At 70.5% G+C, this 17442-nt stretch carries 6 protein-coding genes; all 6 read left to right on the top strand.

Annotation, left to right across the window (positions count from 1 at the left end; all coding sequences use genetic code 11):
• The first annotated feature begins 181 nt into the window (after window positions 1-181).
• Window positions 182-1519: an MFS transporter gene (locus OHA55_RS00545; protein ID WP_266701682.1), complete on the top strand. Its 1338-nt coding sequence runs from the start codon at window positions 182-184 to the stop codon at window positions 1517-1519.
• Window positions 1516-11139, top strand: a complete 9624-nt coding sequence (locus OHA55_RS00540) for a non-ribosomal peptide synthetase/type I polyketide synthase (protein WP_266701680.1) — start codon at window positions 1516-1518, stop codon at window positions 11137-11139. The genes OHA55_RS00545 and OHA55_RS00540 overlap by 4 nt, the downstream gene beginning before the upstream one ends.
• 118 nt (window positions 11140-11257) lie before the next feature.
• A complete protein-coding gene (locus OHA55_RS00535) occupies window positions 11258-12181 on the top strand; it encodes a TauD/TfdA family dioxygenase (protein WP_266701678.1) in 924 nt (307 codons plus the stop codon).
• Window positions 12178-16116, top strand: a complete 3939-nt coding sequence (locus OHA55_RS00530; RefSeq protein ID WP_266701676.1) for an amino acid adenylation domain-containing protein — start codon at window positions 12178-12180, stop codon at window positions 16114-16116. Before OHA55_RS00535 ends, OHA55_RS00530 begins: the two co-directional genes overlap by 4 nt.
• Window positions 16113-17144 (top strand): beta-ketoacyl-ACP synthase III, encoded by a 1032-nt coding sequence (locus OHA55_RS00525; RefSeq protein WP_266701674.1) that lies wholly within the window; start codon window positions 16113-16115, stop codon window positions 17142-17144. Before OHA55_RS00530 ends, OHA55_RS00525 begins: the two co-directional genes overlap by 4 nt.
• Window positions 17141-17419, top strand: a complete 279-nt coding sequence (locus OHA55_RS00520) for an acyl carrier protein (RefSeq protein ID WP_266701672.1) — start codon at window positions 17141-17143, stop codon at window positions 17417-17419. Before OHA55_RS00525 ends, OHA55_RS00520 begins: the two co-directional genes overlap by 4 nt.
• Window positions 17420-17442: the final 23 nt, after the last annotated feature.

The following is a 17442-nucleotide window of genomic DNA, read 5'->3' as shown; positions in this document are numbered from 1 at the left end:
CCTTGACTCATCTGAGCGCGCCGGGTCAAGTGGCAACTTGTGAAACGTTCAGTGCGACGTGTGAAGCTGGAACGCCTCATTCCATTTTCACCTTGTCGAAACTGTCGAAATCGTCTTGCTCTCGCCGAGGAGACCTGCCTAGTCTCTCCCTCGGTTCCCGCTTTCAATCTTGAGGTGGAATGTGTCAAGTACGGGTGAGGACGCCTCGGCGGGCGATTCTGGGTTACCTCGGCGGTTACGGAAAAATCGGGCATTCAATATATTTTGGCTCGGTCAGGGGTTATCCCTCCTCGGCGGATCGGTGACACTGCTGGCCTTGCCGATCCTGATCTTGGACGCGACCGGTTCCATCGCACAAATGGGTGCGCTCACGGCGGTTTCCGCGGCTTTCGGTATCGGTGCCGGAACCTTCGCAGGTCACATCGTGGACCGGATGGACCGGCGCAAGATCATGATCTTCTCCGAAGTGGCCAGAGCCGTGGCACTCGGTATGGTTCCCCTGATCTGGCTGATCGAGCCACAGATATGGCTCCTCTACGCTGTTACCGCCGTCACATCGGTTCTGAAGACAATCTTTGATGTCGCGTATGTGACTGTGGTACCCAATCTGGTTGACGCGGACGACCTCATCACGGCGAATGGCCGACTTCAAGGCACTTATGCGATGGTCGGAATTCTCGGCCCCGTTCTCGCCGGCATCATGGCCGCCGGAGTAGGGCCCTCCTGGGCGCTGGGCGTCAACGGCGCGACCTTCCTCGTCTCTGCCGTGACCCTCGTGTTCGTGCAGCTCCGCAGGGGCGACGGGAACGAAGCCGGAGAGGAGGACTCCAAGGGGCCGGTTCGGGAGAATTTCCTCGTCGGTTTCACATTTCTGTGGAACCACCCAGCGATGCGTGCCCTCACCCTCCTGCTCACCGCCCTGACGTTCCTCACCCTCGGCGCCACCGACCTGCTCATCTACAGGGTGCAGAAGGACCTGGAGAGGGGAGCCGACGTCCTCGGCTACGTCGTCGCGGTCAGCGGCCTCGGCTCCATCGTGGCAGCGGTCCTGGCCGGCGCGCTCCGGCGTGTCATAGGGTTCGGGGCCTGCTGGCTGGCCTCGGTGCTACTGATCGGCTCTGCCGTGGCGCTGATCGGGAACAGCCGGAATCTCGTGGTCATCGCCCTGATGTCCGCCGTCTTCATGTTCGGCATCACCCTCGCCGGCGTCCTCTCCATGACGCTGCGCCAGCAGGTCGCTCCCGACCACCTGCTCGGCAGGGTGACCGCGGCCTTCTGGACCGTGCACAACGCGTCGGGCCCCGTGGGCGCGGCCGTGGTCACCGTCGGTGCGGCGCGACTGGGCGTGCCCTCGGTCAGCCTGATGGGCGGTCTGTTCTGTCTGGTGATCTTCTTCGTCGGGATCTTCACGCCCCTGCGCGTGGCACGCCCGGAACTGATTCAGCCAACACCCCCCTCGACACCCGGCAGTGTGCCGGAGCCAGGGTCTGCCAAGCCATCTTTGGAGACGGACAGATGAGCCCCCTGCGAGACAGCGGTACCGGACCCTTCGCCGAGCTCGCCTCTTGGATGACCGACCGCATCGCACGGCGGACGGGCCTCCCGGTGGCGGACATCCACCCGGACGACCGGTTCGCCGAACTGGGCCTCTCCTCACGAGAAGCGGTCGGTCTCCTGGGAGAACTCCAGGACCACCTCGGCCGGGAGCTCTCTTCGGCTCTCCTGTGGGAGTACCCGAGCATCGAGGACCTGTGCCGCCACCTCGTTCCGGAACCGTCCCCACCCCGTCCAGCGGTCGGCGCCCGCCGGCAGCAGGAATCGCCCGGGCGCCCCACGCCCGAGGAACAACTGCCCGAGGGGATCGCCGTCATCGGTATCGGCTGCCGGTTCCCCGGCGCCGACGGCCCCGACGCGTTCTGGCGGCTGCTCTCCCTGGGAACCGACGCTGTCACCGATACCAGGCCGGACTCCCCCGCGGGGCTGGTGCCGCTGGGCCGGCAGGGCCACCTGTCCGGCGTCGACAGGTTCGACGCCGAATTCTTCGGCATCAATCCCCACGAGGCACGGCGTATGGACCCGCAGCAGCGGATCCTGCTGGAGGTGGCCTGGCAGGCGTTGGAGGACGCCGGAATCCCTCCCGGTTCTCTGAAGGGCACCTCCGCCGGAGTGTTCGTCGGCATCAGCAACTCGGACTACGGCCGCCTCGTACCGGCCGGGCCCGCCGCCGCGGACACCTACTCGGGTACCGGCCAGGCGCTGAGCATCGCGGCCAACCGGATCTCCTACACGCTGGACCTGCGCGGCCCCAGCATCGCCGTGGACACGGCCTGCTCCTCCTCCCTGGTGGCAGTGGACCAGGCGTGCCGGGCCCTGCGCGACGGAGAGGCGGAACTGGCCCTGGCCGGCGGGGTGAACCTCGTCCTCGACGGCTTGGCCACCGAGATCTTCTCACAGGCGGGCATGCTCGCCGCCGACGGCCGGTGCAAGACGTTCGACAGCTCGGCCGACGGATACGTCCGCGCCGAAGGCTGCGGTGTCGTCGTCCTCAAACAGCTCGCGGCGGCGCGCCGTGACGGCGACCGCGTCCTCGCCGTCGTACGCGGCACAGCCGTCAACCAGGACGGCCGCAGCAACGGGCTGACCGCCCCCAACGGCCTCGCCCAGCAGGACGTCATCGCCACCGCCCTGGCCCGCGGGGGCGTCCACCCGTCCGAGATCGGCTACGTCGAAGCACATGGCACCGGGACCCCGCTGGGCGATCCGATCGAGCTCAGGGCACTGTCCGCGGTCCTCGGAGAAGGCCGTACGGACGACAGCCGGTGCCTGGTCGGCTCGGTCAAGACCAACATCGGCCACGCCGAGTCCGCTGCCGGCATCGCCGGACTGATCAAGGCCGTGCTCGTCCTGCGGCACGGTGTCGTGCCCCCGCACCTGCACCTGCGGCAGCTCAACCCGAGAATTGAGCTCCCGGCCTGGATGTCCGTGCCCTCGGCAGCGGTGCCCTGGCCTGCGGGCGACCGTCGCCGGGTCGTCGGCGTGAGCTCCTTCGGATTCGGCGGAACCAACGCGCACGTCGTCCTCTCCGACCCGTCGCCGGACCCGGGCGAACGCCCGGCGGGCGCGGCGCCGTCCCGGCCGGTGCAGATCCTGACCCTCAGCGCCCGGACGCCGAGTGCCCTGCGCCGGCTCGCGCAGTCCCACGCGGACGCCCTTTCGGGGCGGTCCGGCACCCGCGAAATCGCCGACATCTGCCACACGGCGAACACCGGCCGGGAGCACCATGCCTGGCGGGCGGCCCTCGTCGCGTATGACGTCCCCGCCCTGCGCGAGAGCGCCGAGGCCCTCTCGGCAGGCAGAACCCACCCCGGGGTGGTCACCGGGAACGGCGATCCCGCGGCGGGAGGTGTCGCCTTCCTCTTCACCGGCCAGGGATCCCAGTACGCGGGGATGAGCCGCGGACTCCACTCGACGGAACCGGTGTTCAGAGACGCGCTGGAGGAATGCGCGGCGCACGCGGACCCGTTGTTGGACCGCCCGCTCCTGGAGCTGCTGTTCGCCGAGGAGGACGGGGCCCGGTTGCTCGACCGCACCGAGTACACCCAGCCGGCTCTGTTCGCCGTGGAGTACGCTCTCGCCTGCCTGTGGCGGTCGTGGGGTGTCGAACCCGGCGCGCTACTCGGTCACAGCGTGGGCGAACTGGTCGCGGCATGCGTGGCCGGGGTCATGGAGCCCGCGGACGGCATCCGGCTGGCGGCCGCCCGCGGCCGGCTGATGCAGCGCCTGCCCGAGGGCGGGGGCATGCTCGCGGTGATCGCCGGTGAGGACGATGTGCTCCGCGCCATCGGCGACGCACCGCTGGACATCGCTGCCGTCAACAGCCGTACCAACACGGTCGTCTCCGGGCACCGCTCCGCACTGCAAGCGTTGGCGGACCGGCTGGAACGGCACGGTGTCCTGTCCAAGCCCCTGCGAACGAGCCATGCCTTCCACTCGCGGCTGATGGAGCCGGTGACTGCCGAACTGGCCCGGGAGGCGAACGGGATCGAGTACCGGGAACCGGTCATCCCTCTGGTCTCCGATCTCGACGGCGAGATGTTCACCGGGACCCGGCTGCCGGATGCCAGGTACTGGGAACGCCACGTACGCCGGCCGGTCAGATTCGCCGACGCACTGCGCACGCTGACCGGGTCCGGCTGCCGCACCTTCCTGGAGATCGGTCCGGGCCGCACCCTGACGGGATTCGTCCGCGCCGAATCGCCAGGCTCCACCGTCGCTTCCTCACTGCATCGGGACACCGACGATCAGACACACATTCTGACGGGACTGGCCCGGCTCCACGTGGCGGGCGTCCGAGTCGACTGGACCTCGTTCGAGAAGGGCCTGCACGTGCGGAAGACCGCTCTCCCCACCTACCCCTTCGAGGGTGACCGCCACTGGCATCCCACCGCCACCGCGGAACAGCCCGCCCCCACGCCCGCCGCCGCACCTGCCGCCCGGCCGGCCGGGGCGGAGGCCGTCGTCCGTGATCTGCTGCTCGACCTGCTCGGCCTTGAACCCGGTGAACTGACGCCCGACCGTCCGTTCGTCGAGCTCGGTGCGGACTCCATCATGCTGATCCACGCTCTGCAGCGGATCCGGTCCACGTTCCAGGTGGACATCCCGGTCAGCAGGTTCTTCGAGAGCCTCGACACCGTGCGGAAGCTCGTGGCGTACGTAGAGGAGCACGCGCCGCCCCAGGCGCTCGCCGCAGCTCTGCCTGACGACCCGGCAGTTCTCCCGGCCCCGCACACCCCGCTTCCTCCGGATCCCCGGGTCTTCTCCGGGGCCGACGGCGCAGGCCCGGCCGAACGGTCACTGGCCCAGCTCCTCGCCGTCCACGACAACGTGATGACCCAGGCGATGGCCCTGCTCCGTGGCGACGGCCCGGCCGCGGCCGACCCCGCCGAACGGGCCGCGCCCGAACCGGCCGACCCCCCGGACACGCAGGCTGGACGGAACGACGACACGTACGTGGCCTTCCACTCCGGCCGCCCGACCACCTCCAGTCGCCTCACGCCGACACAGCGGGACTTCCTGCGGGAGGCTGTCACCCGCCACGAGCGGCGCACGGCACGTTCGAGGGAGCACGCCCGACGGGAACGCGGCGTCCACGCCGACATCCGCCACGTCCTCAACGTGCCCGACAGCCTGCGTGGGACGCGCTACCCGCTGACCGTGGTCAGCTCCTCCGGATCGCGGCTCCGGGACGCCGACGGCAACGAGTACATAGACCTCACCATGGGTTTCGGGGTCAACTTCTTCGGCCACGGTGAATCCTTCGTCAACGAGGCGGTCCAGGCACAGCTCGCGGAAGGCATGCAGCTGGGGCCGCAGTCACCGCTCGCGGTGGAGCTCGCCGAACTGATCTGCGAGATGACCGGAGCGGAGCGCGCGGTGTTCTGCAACACCGGGTCCGAAGCCGTGATGACGGCCGTCCGGCTGGCCAGGGCGGCCACCGGTCGCAGCAGGATCGCGCTGTTCGCCGGCTCCTACCACGGCTCCTCGGACCCCATCCTGGTCCGGTCCGCGACAGCCGGTCCGCTCGGCGAGGCTGCGCCGCTCGCCCCCGGCATCACCGAGGGGATCGGCCGGGACACCCTGGTCCTGCCCTACGGCAGCCCCGCCGCCCTGCGCGTGCTGCGCGAACACGCCCACGAGCTGGCGGGTGTACTCGTCGAACCGGTGCAGAGTCGCAAACCGGACCTGGTCCCACGGGAGTTCCTGCGCGAACTGAGGGAGCTGCTGACGGAGGCAGACGTCCCGCTCATCGTGGACGAAGTCATTACGGGCTTCCGCATGCACCCGGGGGGAGCGCAGGGCCTGCTCGGAGTACAGGGAGACATCGCCACCTACGGCAAAGTCGTCGGGGGCGGCCTGCCCATCGGCGTGGTGGCCGGGCGCCGCCGCTACATCGACGCCGTCGACGGCGGCGCATGGCAGTTCGATGAACCGGCCCCCGTGGAGGGCACCAGGACGTTCTTCAGCGGGACCTTCTGCAAGCACCCCCTCTCACTCGCCGCGGGCCTGGCCGTCCTCAGGCGCATGCGCTCGGCGGGACCCGCACTGCAGAGCGGGCTCAACACCCGTACCGCGGCCCTGACGAGCCGGCTGGAAGCGACCGCCGCACGCCACGGTGCGCCGATGAGGGTGATGACCTTCGGCTCGCTGTTCCGGTTCCACTTCACCACCGAGGCGCCGCTCGGATCGGAGCTGGTGGAACTCTTCTACCTGCTCCTCGGCGAGCAGGGCATCTACCTGTGGGAGGGCCGGAACTGCTTCCTCTCCACCGCCCACACCGACGCGGACTGCGACGCGATCGTGGCAGCGGTGGACGCCGTGCTCGGGATGATGGCCAAGGCCGGATTCCTCACGGGCCCGCCGAGCCTGCCGGGCGTGGCCGACGGCGCGGACACGGAAACCGTGGCCGCCCCCCGCGCGCTGCCGGCGGCCACCGGTGACCGTCAGCTGTCGGACGTGCAGCGGGAGATCTGGTTCCTCGATCAGCTCGGTGCCGAATATTCGCTCGCCTACACCGAGATGATCGCGGTGGACTTCGCCGGGGAGCTGGACCGTGACGCCCTGTCCCAGGCGCTCAGCGCGATGATCGACCGTCACGAGAGTCTGCGCTCGGTTCTCCTGCCGGACGGCAGTGGCCTGCGCATCCTGCCGGCGGACCGTTTTCCCCTTCACCACGCCGACCTCACCGAGGGCGACGGAGGTTCCGCCTCGGAACGGGCCGAGGCGTGGATGGCGGACGCGGCGGCCACCCCGTTCGAACTGTTCCAGGGCCCCCTGGTGCGGATGACGCTGTTGAGACTGGGCCCTTCCCGGCACAGGCTCGTACTGGGCGCCCACCACGCCGTTGTCGACGGCTGGTCCTTCAACGTCCTCCTGCACGACCTCGCCGAGCTGTACCGGTCGCGGCTCACCGGCGCTGCCCCGTCCCTGCCTCCTGCGGTTCCCTACGGCGACCACGTCGCCGCCCTGGCCGGGGACACCGCTTCGAGGGAGGGGGACGACGCGTACTGGCACCGGAGGCTCGCCGACGGCATCCCGGCGGTCGAGTTGCCCGCCGACCGGCCCCGCGGCCCGAGGGCCACCCACCGAGGGGCAAGCCTGTCCTTCACCCTGGACCGCGACGCCCACACACGCCTGCGCAAGGCGTCCGCGGCGCGCTCCGTCACCCCGTTCACCCTGATGCTCGGCGCCTTCGCCGGGCTGTTGCACCGGATCACCGGACAGGACGACCTGGTCGTCGGTGTGCCCGTGGCCCTGCGCACCCACCCGGGTGGCGAGCGGGTGGTGGGGAACTGCGCCAACGTGCTGCCCATCAGGTCGGGCACCTCGCCGGACCGCACCGTCGCGGATTTCGTCGACGGCACCCGGCGCAGCCTCCTCGAAGGCCAGGACCACGTCCGCTTCCGGGCCTCGTCACTGGCGCGTGAGAACGGTGCGGGCCGCGGACAGCTTCTGCGCGTGCTGTTCAACCTCGACCAGGAACTCGCCGCACCCGAATTCCCGGACCTCACCGCGACGGTGGTCGTTCCGGACCGCAGATACGTCAAGTGCGACCTCTTCGCCGACGTGCGCGCCTCCCACACGGGTCTGCACATCACCTTCGAGTACAACTCCGAGCTGTACGACGAGGCCACGGTCCAGGGTTTCGCGGCGGCCTACCGCAGTGTGCTCGCCGCGTTCACGGACGATCCGACCGTACGGCTCTCCGCGATCCCCCTCGTGGGCCCCGCCGAGGAGGAGAGCCTCAGCCGACTGGGGCGCGGCGTGGCGCTGCCCCGTTCCGACCTGTCCGTGGCGGCCCTCTTCGAGCGCCAGGCGGCCGAGACCCCGCAGGCCGAGGCCCTGGTGGACGGTGCCGCCCGGATCGGCTACGGGGAGCTGAACCGGGCCGCGAACCGGCTCGCCCATCACCTGATCTCCCGCGGCGTGGGCCCCGAGGTCAGGGTCGGTCTCGCGATGGAGCGCTCGGCGCGCCTGGTCACCGCCGTGCTGGCCGTGCTGAAGGCGGGCGGCGCGTACGTGCCGGTGGACGTGGCGGGCCCGCCCGAGCGCAGCCACCGGATCCTGGCCGACGCCGGGATCACGGTGCTGATCACCGACGGGGACCCGGACCTCCTGGAGGGCGCTCCGCCCGGTACCGTCCTGGTGGACCTCGTCCGCGACCGCGCCGCGGTGGAGGGGCGTCAGGATCACGACCCGACGGTCGGCATCCTGCCGGACAATCTCTGCTACGTCCTCTACACCTCCGGCTCCACGGGACGGCCCAAGGGCGTGATGGTCACGCACCGCGGGCTGGCCAACGCCTACGCCGGCTGGGACTTGGCCTACGGGCTGCGGGCCGACGGGATCCGCAGCCACCTGCAGATGGCCAACGTGACGTTCGACGTCTTCGCCGGCGACCTCGTCCGGGCCCTGCTCTCCGGCGGAAGGCTGGTGCTCTGCCCGAAGGAGACCCTGCTGCGTCCGGAGAGGCTGCTCGAGCTGCTGGAGCGGGAGTCGATCGAGTGCGCCGAGTTCGTCCCGGTGGTCGTACGCAGACTCCTGGCTCACGTGGAGGACGAGGGGCGCGACCTCTCCTTCATGCGCCGCATCGTGCTCGGGTCGGACACCGTGTCCTCGGCGGAACTGGACGGGCTCGCCCGGGTCGCCGGTGCCGGAGCCGTGGTCGTGAACTCCTACGGACTGACCGAGGCCACGATCGACAGCACGTACGTGAGCCACCTGCCCGGCGACGGAAAACAGTGGTCCGGCTCGGTGATCGGTGCCCCGTTCGGCAACGTGGCGGTCCACATCCTCGACTCCGAACGCCGGCCGGTGCCACCCGGAGCGGTCGGCACCCTGTACGTCGCGGGGGACGGCGTCGCCCGCGGATACCTGTCGGCACCCGGGCTGACCGCCGAGCGGTACGTACCGGACCCCTGGGCCGACCGCCCGGGTGCCCGCATGTTCGACACCGGAGATCTCGCGCGGTTCCGGTGGGACGGCGACCGGACCGTGGTGGAGTTCATCGGGCGCCAGGACGGCCAGGTGAAGATCCGCGGCAACCGGGTGGAGACGGGGGAGGTCGAGGCGGTCGTTGCCGGTCTGCCCGGGGTGCGGGCGGCGGCGGTCGCGATCGACCGCTCCGGTGCCGAGCCGAGGCTGGTCGCCGGTGTCGTCCTCGAACCGGGGAGTCCCGGTGAGCCGGTGACCGTGCCCGAGGGCTGGTACCCGCGCCTGCGGTCAGCCCTGCCGGCCCATATGATTCCCGACCGGTTCCTGGCCCTCCCGGCCCTTCCGGTGACCGCGAACGGCAAGGTGGACCGGACGGCGCTCCTCCAGACTCCAGGTGAGGAGATCCCGCTGACGGGCGAGGCCGAGGCGCCGCGTACGCCGCTGGAAGCCGAACTGGCCGGGATCTGGGGCGAGGTGCTCGCTGCCGGTCCCCGGAGTGTCCACGACGAGTTCTTCGCCGTCGGCGGCAACTCGCTGACGGTGATCCAGATGCTGTCGCAGGTCAATTCCCGGTACGCGACCGACGTGGCGATCGGTGACTTCTTCGGCCGTCCCACCATTGCGGCACTCGCGGAGGACATCGAGAAGCAGAGGACCGGCGCCATCGCGTCGCCGCACGATCAGACGCCTTCCACGCCGGAAGGCGGGGCACGCGCCACGATGCGGGCAGATGGAACGTTTCTCCTCTCCTCGGCTCAAAGCCGCTTCTGGTTTCTGGAGCAGTTGTGGAGCGGTACCCCTCTCTACACCGTCTCCAGCGCCGCGCACATCTCCGGTCCTCTCGACATCGACGCCTTGACCTGGAGCATCGGCAGGCTGGTGGCTCGGCACGAGGTCCTCCGCTCTCACTACCCGGCGACGGCCAAGGGGCCCGCGCTGCGCGTACGGGAAGAACTGGAGGTTCCCGTACCCGTCATCGACCTGACCGGTCTGACCGACACGGAGTGCGCGGAGGAGGCCGAGCGACTGACCGCGGACCAGGCCTACCGCCCCTTCGACCTGGAACAGGGCCCGGTTCTGCGGGTGTGCGTCCTGAGAGTGGCTCCCGCACGGTTCCGCATGCTGTTCACGATCCATCACATCGCCGCGGACTTCTGGTCCGTGAGGATCCTTCTGCATGAACTCATGGAGCTGTACGCAGCCAGGACCGAAGGACGCCCCGGGGCGCTGCCCGCGCTGACGACGGGATTCGCGGACGCCGCGATCCGCCTCGACACGTGGCTGGAGAGCGGCACCGCACAGGCCCAGCTGGCCCATTGGAAGGACCGGCTGGACGGCATACCCGCCCGGCGGGCACTGACCCCCGACCGCAGCCCGGAAGAACACTGGAGCGCTGAGGCCGGTGTGGCCACGATCGGGCTCGGCGAGGAACTCGGCGAGCGGATCGCCGCCCTGGCCGGCCGGTGGGGCGCGACGACGCACATGGTGCTCGTCACGGCGCTGAAGGCGGTGCTCGCGGTGTCGGGTGCCGGTGACGACGTGGTCGTCGGCACCCCGGCGGCCCAGCGTCTCGGCGCCGGTCTCCAGGGGCTCGTGGGACCGTTCATCAACACGCTCGTACTGCGCACCGACCTCGGTGGAGATCCGACCCTGGCCGAGGCGGTCGAACGGGTGAGCGCGGTGTGCCAGGCCGCCTACAACCACCAGGACGTGCCTTTCGACAAGGTGGTCGAGGCTGTGGGCGCCGGCCGCGGAAGGGGCAACCACCCGCTGTTCACCGTGATGTTCCAGTATCTGCCGGACAACTTGGAGCAGGCCCGCACGGGTGGCGTGGAGATCACGTTCGACGAGGTCAAGACCCGGTTCGTGGAGTTCGACCTGCTCTTCGAAGCGGCTGGCACCCCACGCGGAATCGAAGCCGTCATCCGGTACAAGGCGGTGCTCTACGACAGCGCCACCATCGACACCCTGCTGCGTCGGTGGCAGGCGGTGCTGGTGGAGATGACCGAGTCGCCGGACCTGCCACTCTCTCGATCCTCACGCACCCGGACCGCCGCCGAACTGCCCGCGGTGGCCCCCGCCATGCGCAATCCGGTCCTCGGCGCGCCAGAAACAGCCCGAGACCCGAAGGGAAACCAGCATGTCTGATGAAACACCCCGCAAGCCCGGTGGGATCAGGTCGCTCATGCCGCGGAAGGTGACCGTCGGCCGGCCGCAACCGGTTCGCCGTACGGTCGTCGGAGAGGCAGGGACCACCCGGTTGGCCGTGTACACGTCCCACACGGATGTGGAGCCTGCCGAATGGGCCGACCACCACCGGGATCAGTTGACCGCGGACGTGCACGAGTACGGAGGCGTCTGCTTCCGGGGCTTCGGCATCGACGCCCCGAAGATCCTGGAGCGGTTCGCCTCGGTGTTCGTGACAGACCTCTACAGCGAGAACGGGGAGCACCCGCGGGTCTCCGGGAACGGCAGGATCTACACGCCCGTCTTCCACCCGCCCGAGGAGCGGCTGCTCTGGCACAACGAGAACACCTTCAATCCGTCCGGGCCGACGCGGATCTGGTTCGCCTGCGTCAGGCCGGCGGACGAGGGAGGTGAGACACCGGTCGCCGACAGCCGCACCGTGTACGCACGCGTCCCCCACGCGGTCCGCGAACCCTTCGAGCGCAAGGGCGTGATGTACACCCGCACGTACGGGACCGGCCTCGGCGTGCACTGGCGTGACGTATTCCGCACGGACGACAGATCCGCGGTGGAGGACCAGTGCCGCGCCGCCGGTCTCTCCTACACCTGGCGGGGCGAGACGCTGCACACCAGCTGCGTGCGCCCCGGAGTGATCGCGCATCCGACGACCGGGCAGCCCACCTGGTTCAACCAGGCACAGCACTGGCACCCGTACTGCCTGGGCACCGAGATGCGCCAGGCCGTCAGCGCGGTCTTCGACGAGGGCGACCTGCCCCGCAATTGCTTCTACGGAGACGGTTCCGTGATCCCGGACGAGGACATGGCGGAGATTCTGCGGGTCTACGACGAGGCCGAACTCACCCTGCCCTGGGCGCCGGGCGACGTGATGATGCTCGACAACCTCCTGATGGCGCACGGCCGAAACCCCTTCCGGGGCGAACGTCGGCTGCTGGTGGCCATGGGCGGAATGATCACTTACCCGGCAGTGGAGGTGCGGCCGTGACCGACGTGACGGAAGCCGCCGAGGGCTACGGCGTCTCAAGGCGGCAGCGCATCGTGCATCACTTCGGGCGGGCCGGGTTCGAGGCCACCGCGCAGGCCATGCTGGCGGTGGACCGGCCGCTCACCGGCCGGGAGGCAGCCGAGGCGGTCGACGCCCTCGTGGCCCGTCACGACATCCTGCGTACCGGAATCACGGTTCCGCCCGGCACGAAGACTCCTCTGCAGGTGGTCGTGGACCGGTGCGAGGTCGCCTGGGACCACTACGATCTCCGCGCCACGGACGAGACGACCCGGCGGGACCGTCTGACCGCGATCGCCGAGCACGCCCGGCATCAGGTCTCCGCCCTGGGCAAGTCCCCCACGGTGCACGGCGTTCTGATCGACCTCCCTGGGAATCGCTGCGGCATCCTGCTCACCACGCACGCCGTACGCGCGGACCGGAGGAGTTTCGAGGTCCTCGCCGAGGAACTGGCCGGGATCCTGAGCGGCGAGGGCCCGGCCGAAGAACCCCTGCAGTACGCCCAGTTCGCGGAATGGGAAGGGACACTCGACGAACCGTCCACCGCGTCGGCGTCGGAACCGGCCATTCCGGCAGGGCACGGCCGCCCCGAATGGCCGGAGGCGGCCGGAGGTCACGCCACCGGTTACGGGGTCGTACGCGTGCGTACGGACGACGGGCTCGCCGCCCTGCTGAAGCGGTACGCGACCCGGCGCGCGGTATCCCCGCAGGCCGTTCTCTTCACCGCGTTCCGCGTCCTGCTGGGCAGGACCGCCGGAGCCGCGGGCTCCGAGGCCGCCTTCCTGATCGACGGCAGGCAACAGCACGAGGACCTCAGGGAAGCGGTCGGCCCCTACACCGCGTGGGCCGGGAAGGCCCCCTTCTCCACGCTTGCCGCGCCGTTCGGCCGACTGGTCACGGAGACGGAGGCCTGGCTGGACCGGGCGCTCCTGGAGGACGAACCCGACGCAGGCGGCAGAACGGCCGCATGGGACCACGCCTTCGAGTTCCACGACGGGGTTCCCACCACCGCGGCGGTCTCCGTGGAGTGGACCGACGTGGTCATGGAGCCGCATGTCCTGCGGCTGGTCGTCCGGGATTCCGGCGGCGGCAGCCCTGCGGCGCAGCTCGTCCTGGACTGGCACCACGACCGCGCCAGGCTTGCGGGGCGGTACGTCACGATGCTGGCGGAGCGGCTCTTCACCCTGCTGTCAGGGGCATTGGCCGACGACACGCTGCCCGCCGATTCCCTCCGCCTCATCGGTGCGGAGGAACTCCACTTCCTCACCGACACGTTCCACGACTCCGCCGGTTCCGCGAGCGGCGGCACCGGCCTTCCGGTCCACCGTGCCGTGCACGCCCGCGCGGCTGCGGATCCGGACCGGACCGCGGTCGTCGCCGCCGACCGCTCGCTGACGTACGGCCGGCTCGACGGTATGGCACGGCGGCTCGCGGCCGGCCTGCGGGAGCTCGGCGTAGGACCCGAGACCCCCGTGGGCATCCGACTGGATCACCTGGCCGCGCTGCCCGTCGCCGTGCTGGGCGTGCTCAACGCGGGTGCCGCCTACGTTCCCCTCGACCCGGGCCACCCCACGGAGCGCGCGGCGCGTCTCCTCGCCCACACCTCCTGCGAGGTGCTTCTGACCACCGACCGGCTGGACCGGCCCGATTTCGCCGGCACTGTCCTCCTGCTCGACGACCTCGACGCTCTCGCCGGGGCGCCGGAGCCGGGTCGCGTGGCGGGGGACGCGGTCGGCGACGACCAGCTCGCGTACATCATGCACACCTCCGGCTCAAGCGGTGTGCCCAAGGGCGTGATGGTGCAGCACGGAGCCCTTGCGAACTACCTGACCTGGAGTGCCGGGCACTACCTGGACGGCTCGGTCGGGGGCTCCGTGGTGCACTCCTCCATCGCCTTCGACCTCACCGTCACCAGCCTGCTGAGCCCGCTGGTCGCGGGGCGCTCCGTACGGCTCCTCGCGAAGGCGCAGACGGATCCGCTGGAACTCGCCCGTGTCATCGAGGAGGACCCCGCAGCCACTCTGATCAAGCTCACCCCGTCCCACCTGCGCATCCTCAACCAGGCGCGGAGAGACATGCCGTTCCCGGTGGCCGGGCGGACTCTCGTGGTCGGCGGTGAGGCGCTGACGGCCGACCTCCTTGAGGACTGGAAGGACTGTCGCGTCGTCAACGAATACGGACCGACCGAGACGGTCGTGGGGTGCTGCGTGCACGAGGCCGTGCCGGGCGCCGAGCCCTCCCTGTCCGTCCCCATCGGAAGCCCGATCACCGGTGCCAGGCTCCACGTGCTGGACGAGAAGATGGAACCCGTCCCCGTGGCGTCTCCGGGAGAGCTGTACATCGGAGGGGACGTGGTGTCCCGCGGGTACTTCGGCGCCCCGGACCTCACCGCGGAGCGGTTCGTGCCCGACCCCTTCGCGACCCGGTCCGGCAGCCGGCTCTACCGCACCGGAGACCTGGTCTGCCACCTCCCCGAGGGCGGACTCCGCTACCTCGGCCGTTCCGACGCGCAGCTCAAGCTGCGCGGGTTCCGCATCGAGCCGGGCGAGGTGGAGGCGGTGCTGCGGCGGCACGAATCGGTGGCCGACGCCGCGGTGACCCTGGCGGGCCCGCCCGAGGCGCCGGAACTCTGCGCCTACCTGGTCCCGGCCGGTGCCCCGCGACCATCCGCCGAATCCGTACACCGTCATGCGGCGGGGCAGTTGCCTGAGCACATGGTGCCGACGCGATGGCAGTGGCTGGACACCCTGCCGCTGACCCGGAACGGCAAGGTGGACACCGCCGCGCTGCCCACGTCCCGGCCGGTCGCGGCCGGCACCGACGGTGGCGTGGACAGAACGGCGGCGGTCGTGGCAGGGCCCAAGGACTCGGTCGAACTGGCGCTGCTCCTCATCTGCGAGGAACTGCTGGGCCGCACCGGGCTGGGCGTGCGGGACGACTTCTTCGACGCCGGCGGACACTCCCTGCTCGCGGTCCGGCTGATCGCGAAGGCGGAGGCCGTCCTCGGGGTCGGTATTCCGCTGAGCGCGCTGTTCAAGGACGAAGTGGTCAGTGTCGAGCGGCTGGCCGCGATGGTACGCGAACGTTCCGCAGCGGGCGGCCGGCCGGACCCTCTGGTCATGCTGTCGTCCGCGAAGGGCCCCCGTCTCCCGCTGTTCCTCGTCCACCCCGGCGGAGGGCAGGTGCTCGGCTACCGGGATCTCGCCCTCGCCGTCGGCGCGGACCGGCCCGTGTACGCGTTCCAGGACCCCTCCGAGGAGACCGGGCCGCACCAGAGCGTCCCGGAGCTGGCCGAGACGTACCGCACGCGGCTGCTCGAGGCATGCCCGGACGGTCCCTTCCTGCTGGCCGGCTGGTCCTTCGGAGGACTGGTCGCCTTCGAGCTGGCCCGGCGGCTGACGGCCGGAGGCCGCGCGCCGCGGGCTCTCGTCCTCGTCGACAGCTACCCGGCGCAGCCCGCGGCGACCGGTGCCGACCTGGTCCGCGGCTTCGCGGAAGAGGCCGGCCGGGCCCTCGGCATCGACCTGGAACCCACCGACGCGGATCTCGAAGGACGTTCCGCCGAGGAGGCCGTACACGCCATGATCACCCGGGCGACGGGCGAAGGACGCGTACCCGCAGACATCGGAGTGCGTCACGTGAGCGGGATGTTCCGGCTCCACGTGGCCCACCTCCGCGCGGCCGAGGCGTTCTCACCGGCCGGGGCAGCCCGGGTGGGGGAGACCCACCTCGTTCAGGCCGCCGTCCAGGACCGGGCCGACCGCGACCGCGCGGCACGGCTCTGGCAGGACATGACGGACGGCCAGGTCGTCCGGCACTTGCTGGCCGGCGACCACTACTCCCTGATGCGGGCCCCACAGGTGCAGGGCCTCGCCGAGCTGATCGCCGCCCTGGACGACACGGGGTCCGCCTCGTGACGCCGGCCTGCGTCGTGGAGCGCGTGGCGGGATGGGTACCGCCCCAGCGCGTCACCAACGACGACCTGCCCGCTTCCTGGGAGGTGACGGACGACTGGGTCCGTTCCCGCACCGGGATCGCGAGCCGGCACCGGGCCGCCCCGGGGACGGCCACGTCGGACGTGGCGCTGAAGGCTGCCGCGCGGGTGCTGGAGGGCGCTGGCACGGTCGACACCCTGCTGCTCGCCACGTCCACCCCCGACCATCCGATTCCTGCCACCGCCCCCGCTGTGGCCGCCCGCCTCGGGCTCGGGCCGGTCGCGGCATTCGACATCGCGGCCGTGTGCAGCGGATTCGTGTACGGCCTGGCGACCGGGGCCGGGCTGATCGCCTCCGGCATGTCCCGCAGGCTCCTGCTGGTGGGAGCCGACGTGTACTCCAACCTCCTCGATCCGACGGACCGTTCGTCCGGGATCCTCTTCGGGGACGGTGCCGGAGCGGTGCTGCTGCGGGCGGGCGAACCGGGAGAGCCCGGCGAACTGCTGGGCTGCCACCTGGGAAGCGACGGTGGCAATGCCGGGCTGATCACCGTCCCGGACGGTGGCGCACGTTCCCGGGCGGCCGGCGTCCCGCCCGGCCACGGCGACCACCACTTCCGGATGCAGGGGGCGGACGTCTACAAGCAGGCCGTCGTGCGGATGACGCAGTCCGCCAGAGGCCTGCTCGAACGGCTCGGCTGGGACGGGCTCGACGTGGACCACTTCGTTCCGCACCAGGCCAACGCCCGCATTCTTGAGGCCGTCTCCGCACGGTTGAGGATCCCGTACGAGCGGTGCGTCCTCCATCTCGCCGAAGTCGGCAATACCGGGGCCGCGTCCATACCGCTCGCCCTCGCCGACGCCCAGGAGGCCGGCAGGCTCCGGGAGGGCGATCGGGTACTCATCACAGCCTTCGGCGGTGGCCTGACATGGGGCTCCGCCGCTTTCACATGGCCTTCGGCACCGGCCGGGCCCATCACTACGACCACCGCGCCAAGGAGACGAGCATGACGACAACCTACGAGAACGTGTACGGCATGATCCAGAACGCCCTGACGGAGACCTTCCAGGTGCCCGCCGGGGAAGTCCGTCCCGACGCGGAAATCGGCACCCTCGAACTCGACTCCCTGGCCGTCGCGGAGCTCACGGTGATGCTCAGCGAGCAACTCGGCGTCGCCGTCACCGAAGGTGGAGTGACCGCCGAAACCACACTGGCCGAGTTCGCGCAGCAGATCGAGAGCGCTGCCGCAGGCCAGGACCCTGCGGGGCACCTGGAGAACCAGTGACCAAGACCCCGACCATCGCGGTG

It is taken from the genome of Streptomyces sp. NBC_00102, assembly GCF_026343115.1.
In the GTDB taxonomy this organism is placed as follows: Bacteria; Actinomycetota; Actinomycetes; order Streptomycetales; family Streptomycetaceae; genus Streptomyces.
Note: the sequence above shows the minus strand (reverse complement) of the source record. Positions and strands in the feature narration are given on the sequence as shown.

What these genes read in the sequence shown, in the direction of transcription:
- OHA55_RS00540 (WP_266701680.1), top strand. Translation starts at nt 1,516, where the DNA reads ATGAGCCCCCTGCGAGACAGCGGTACCGGACCCTTCGCCGAGCTCGCC.
- OHA55_RS00520 (WP_266701672.1), top strand. Translation starts at nt 17,141, where the DNA reads ATGACGACAACCTACGAGAACGTGTACGGCATGATCCAGAACGCCCTG.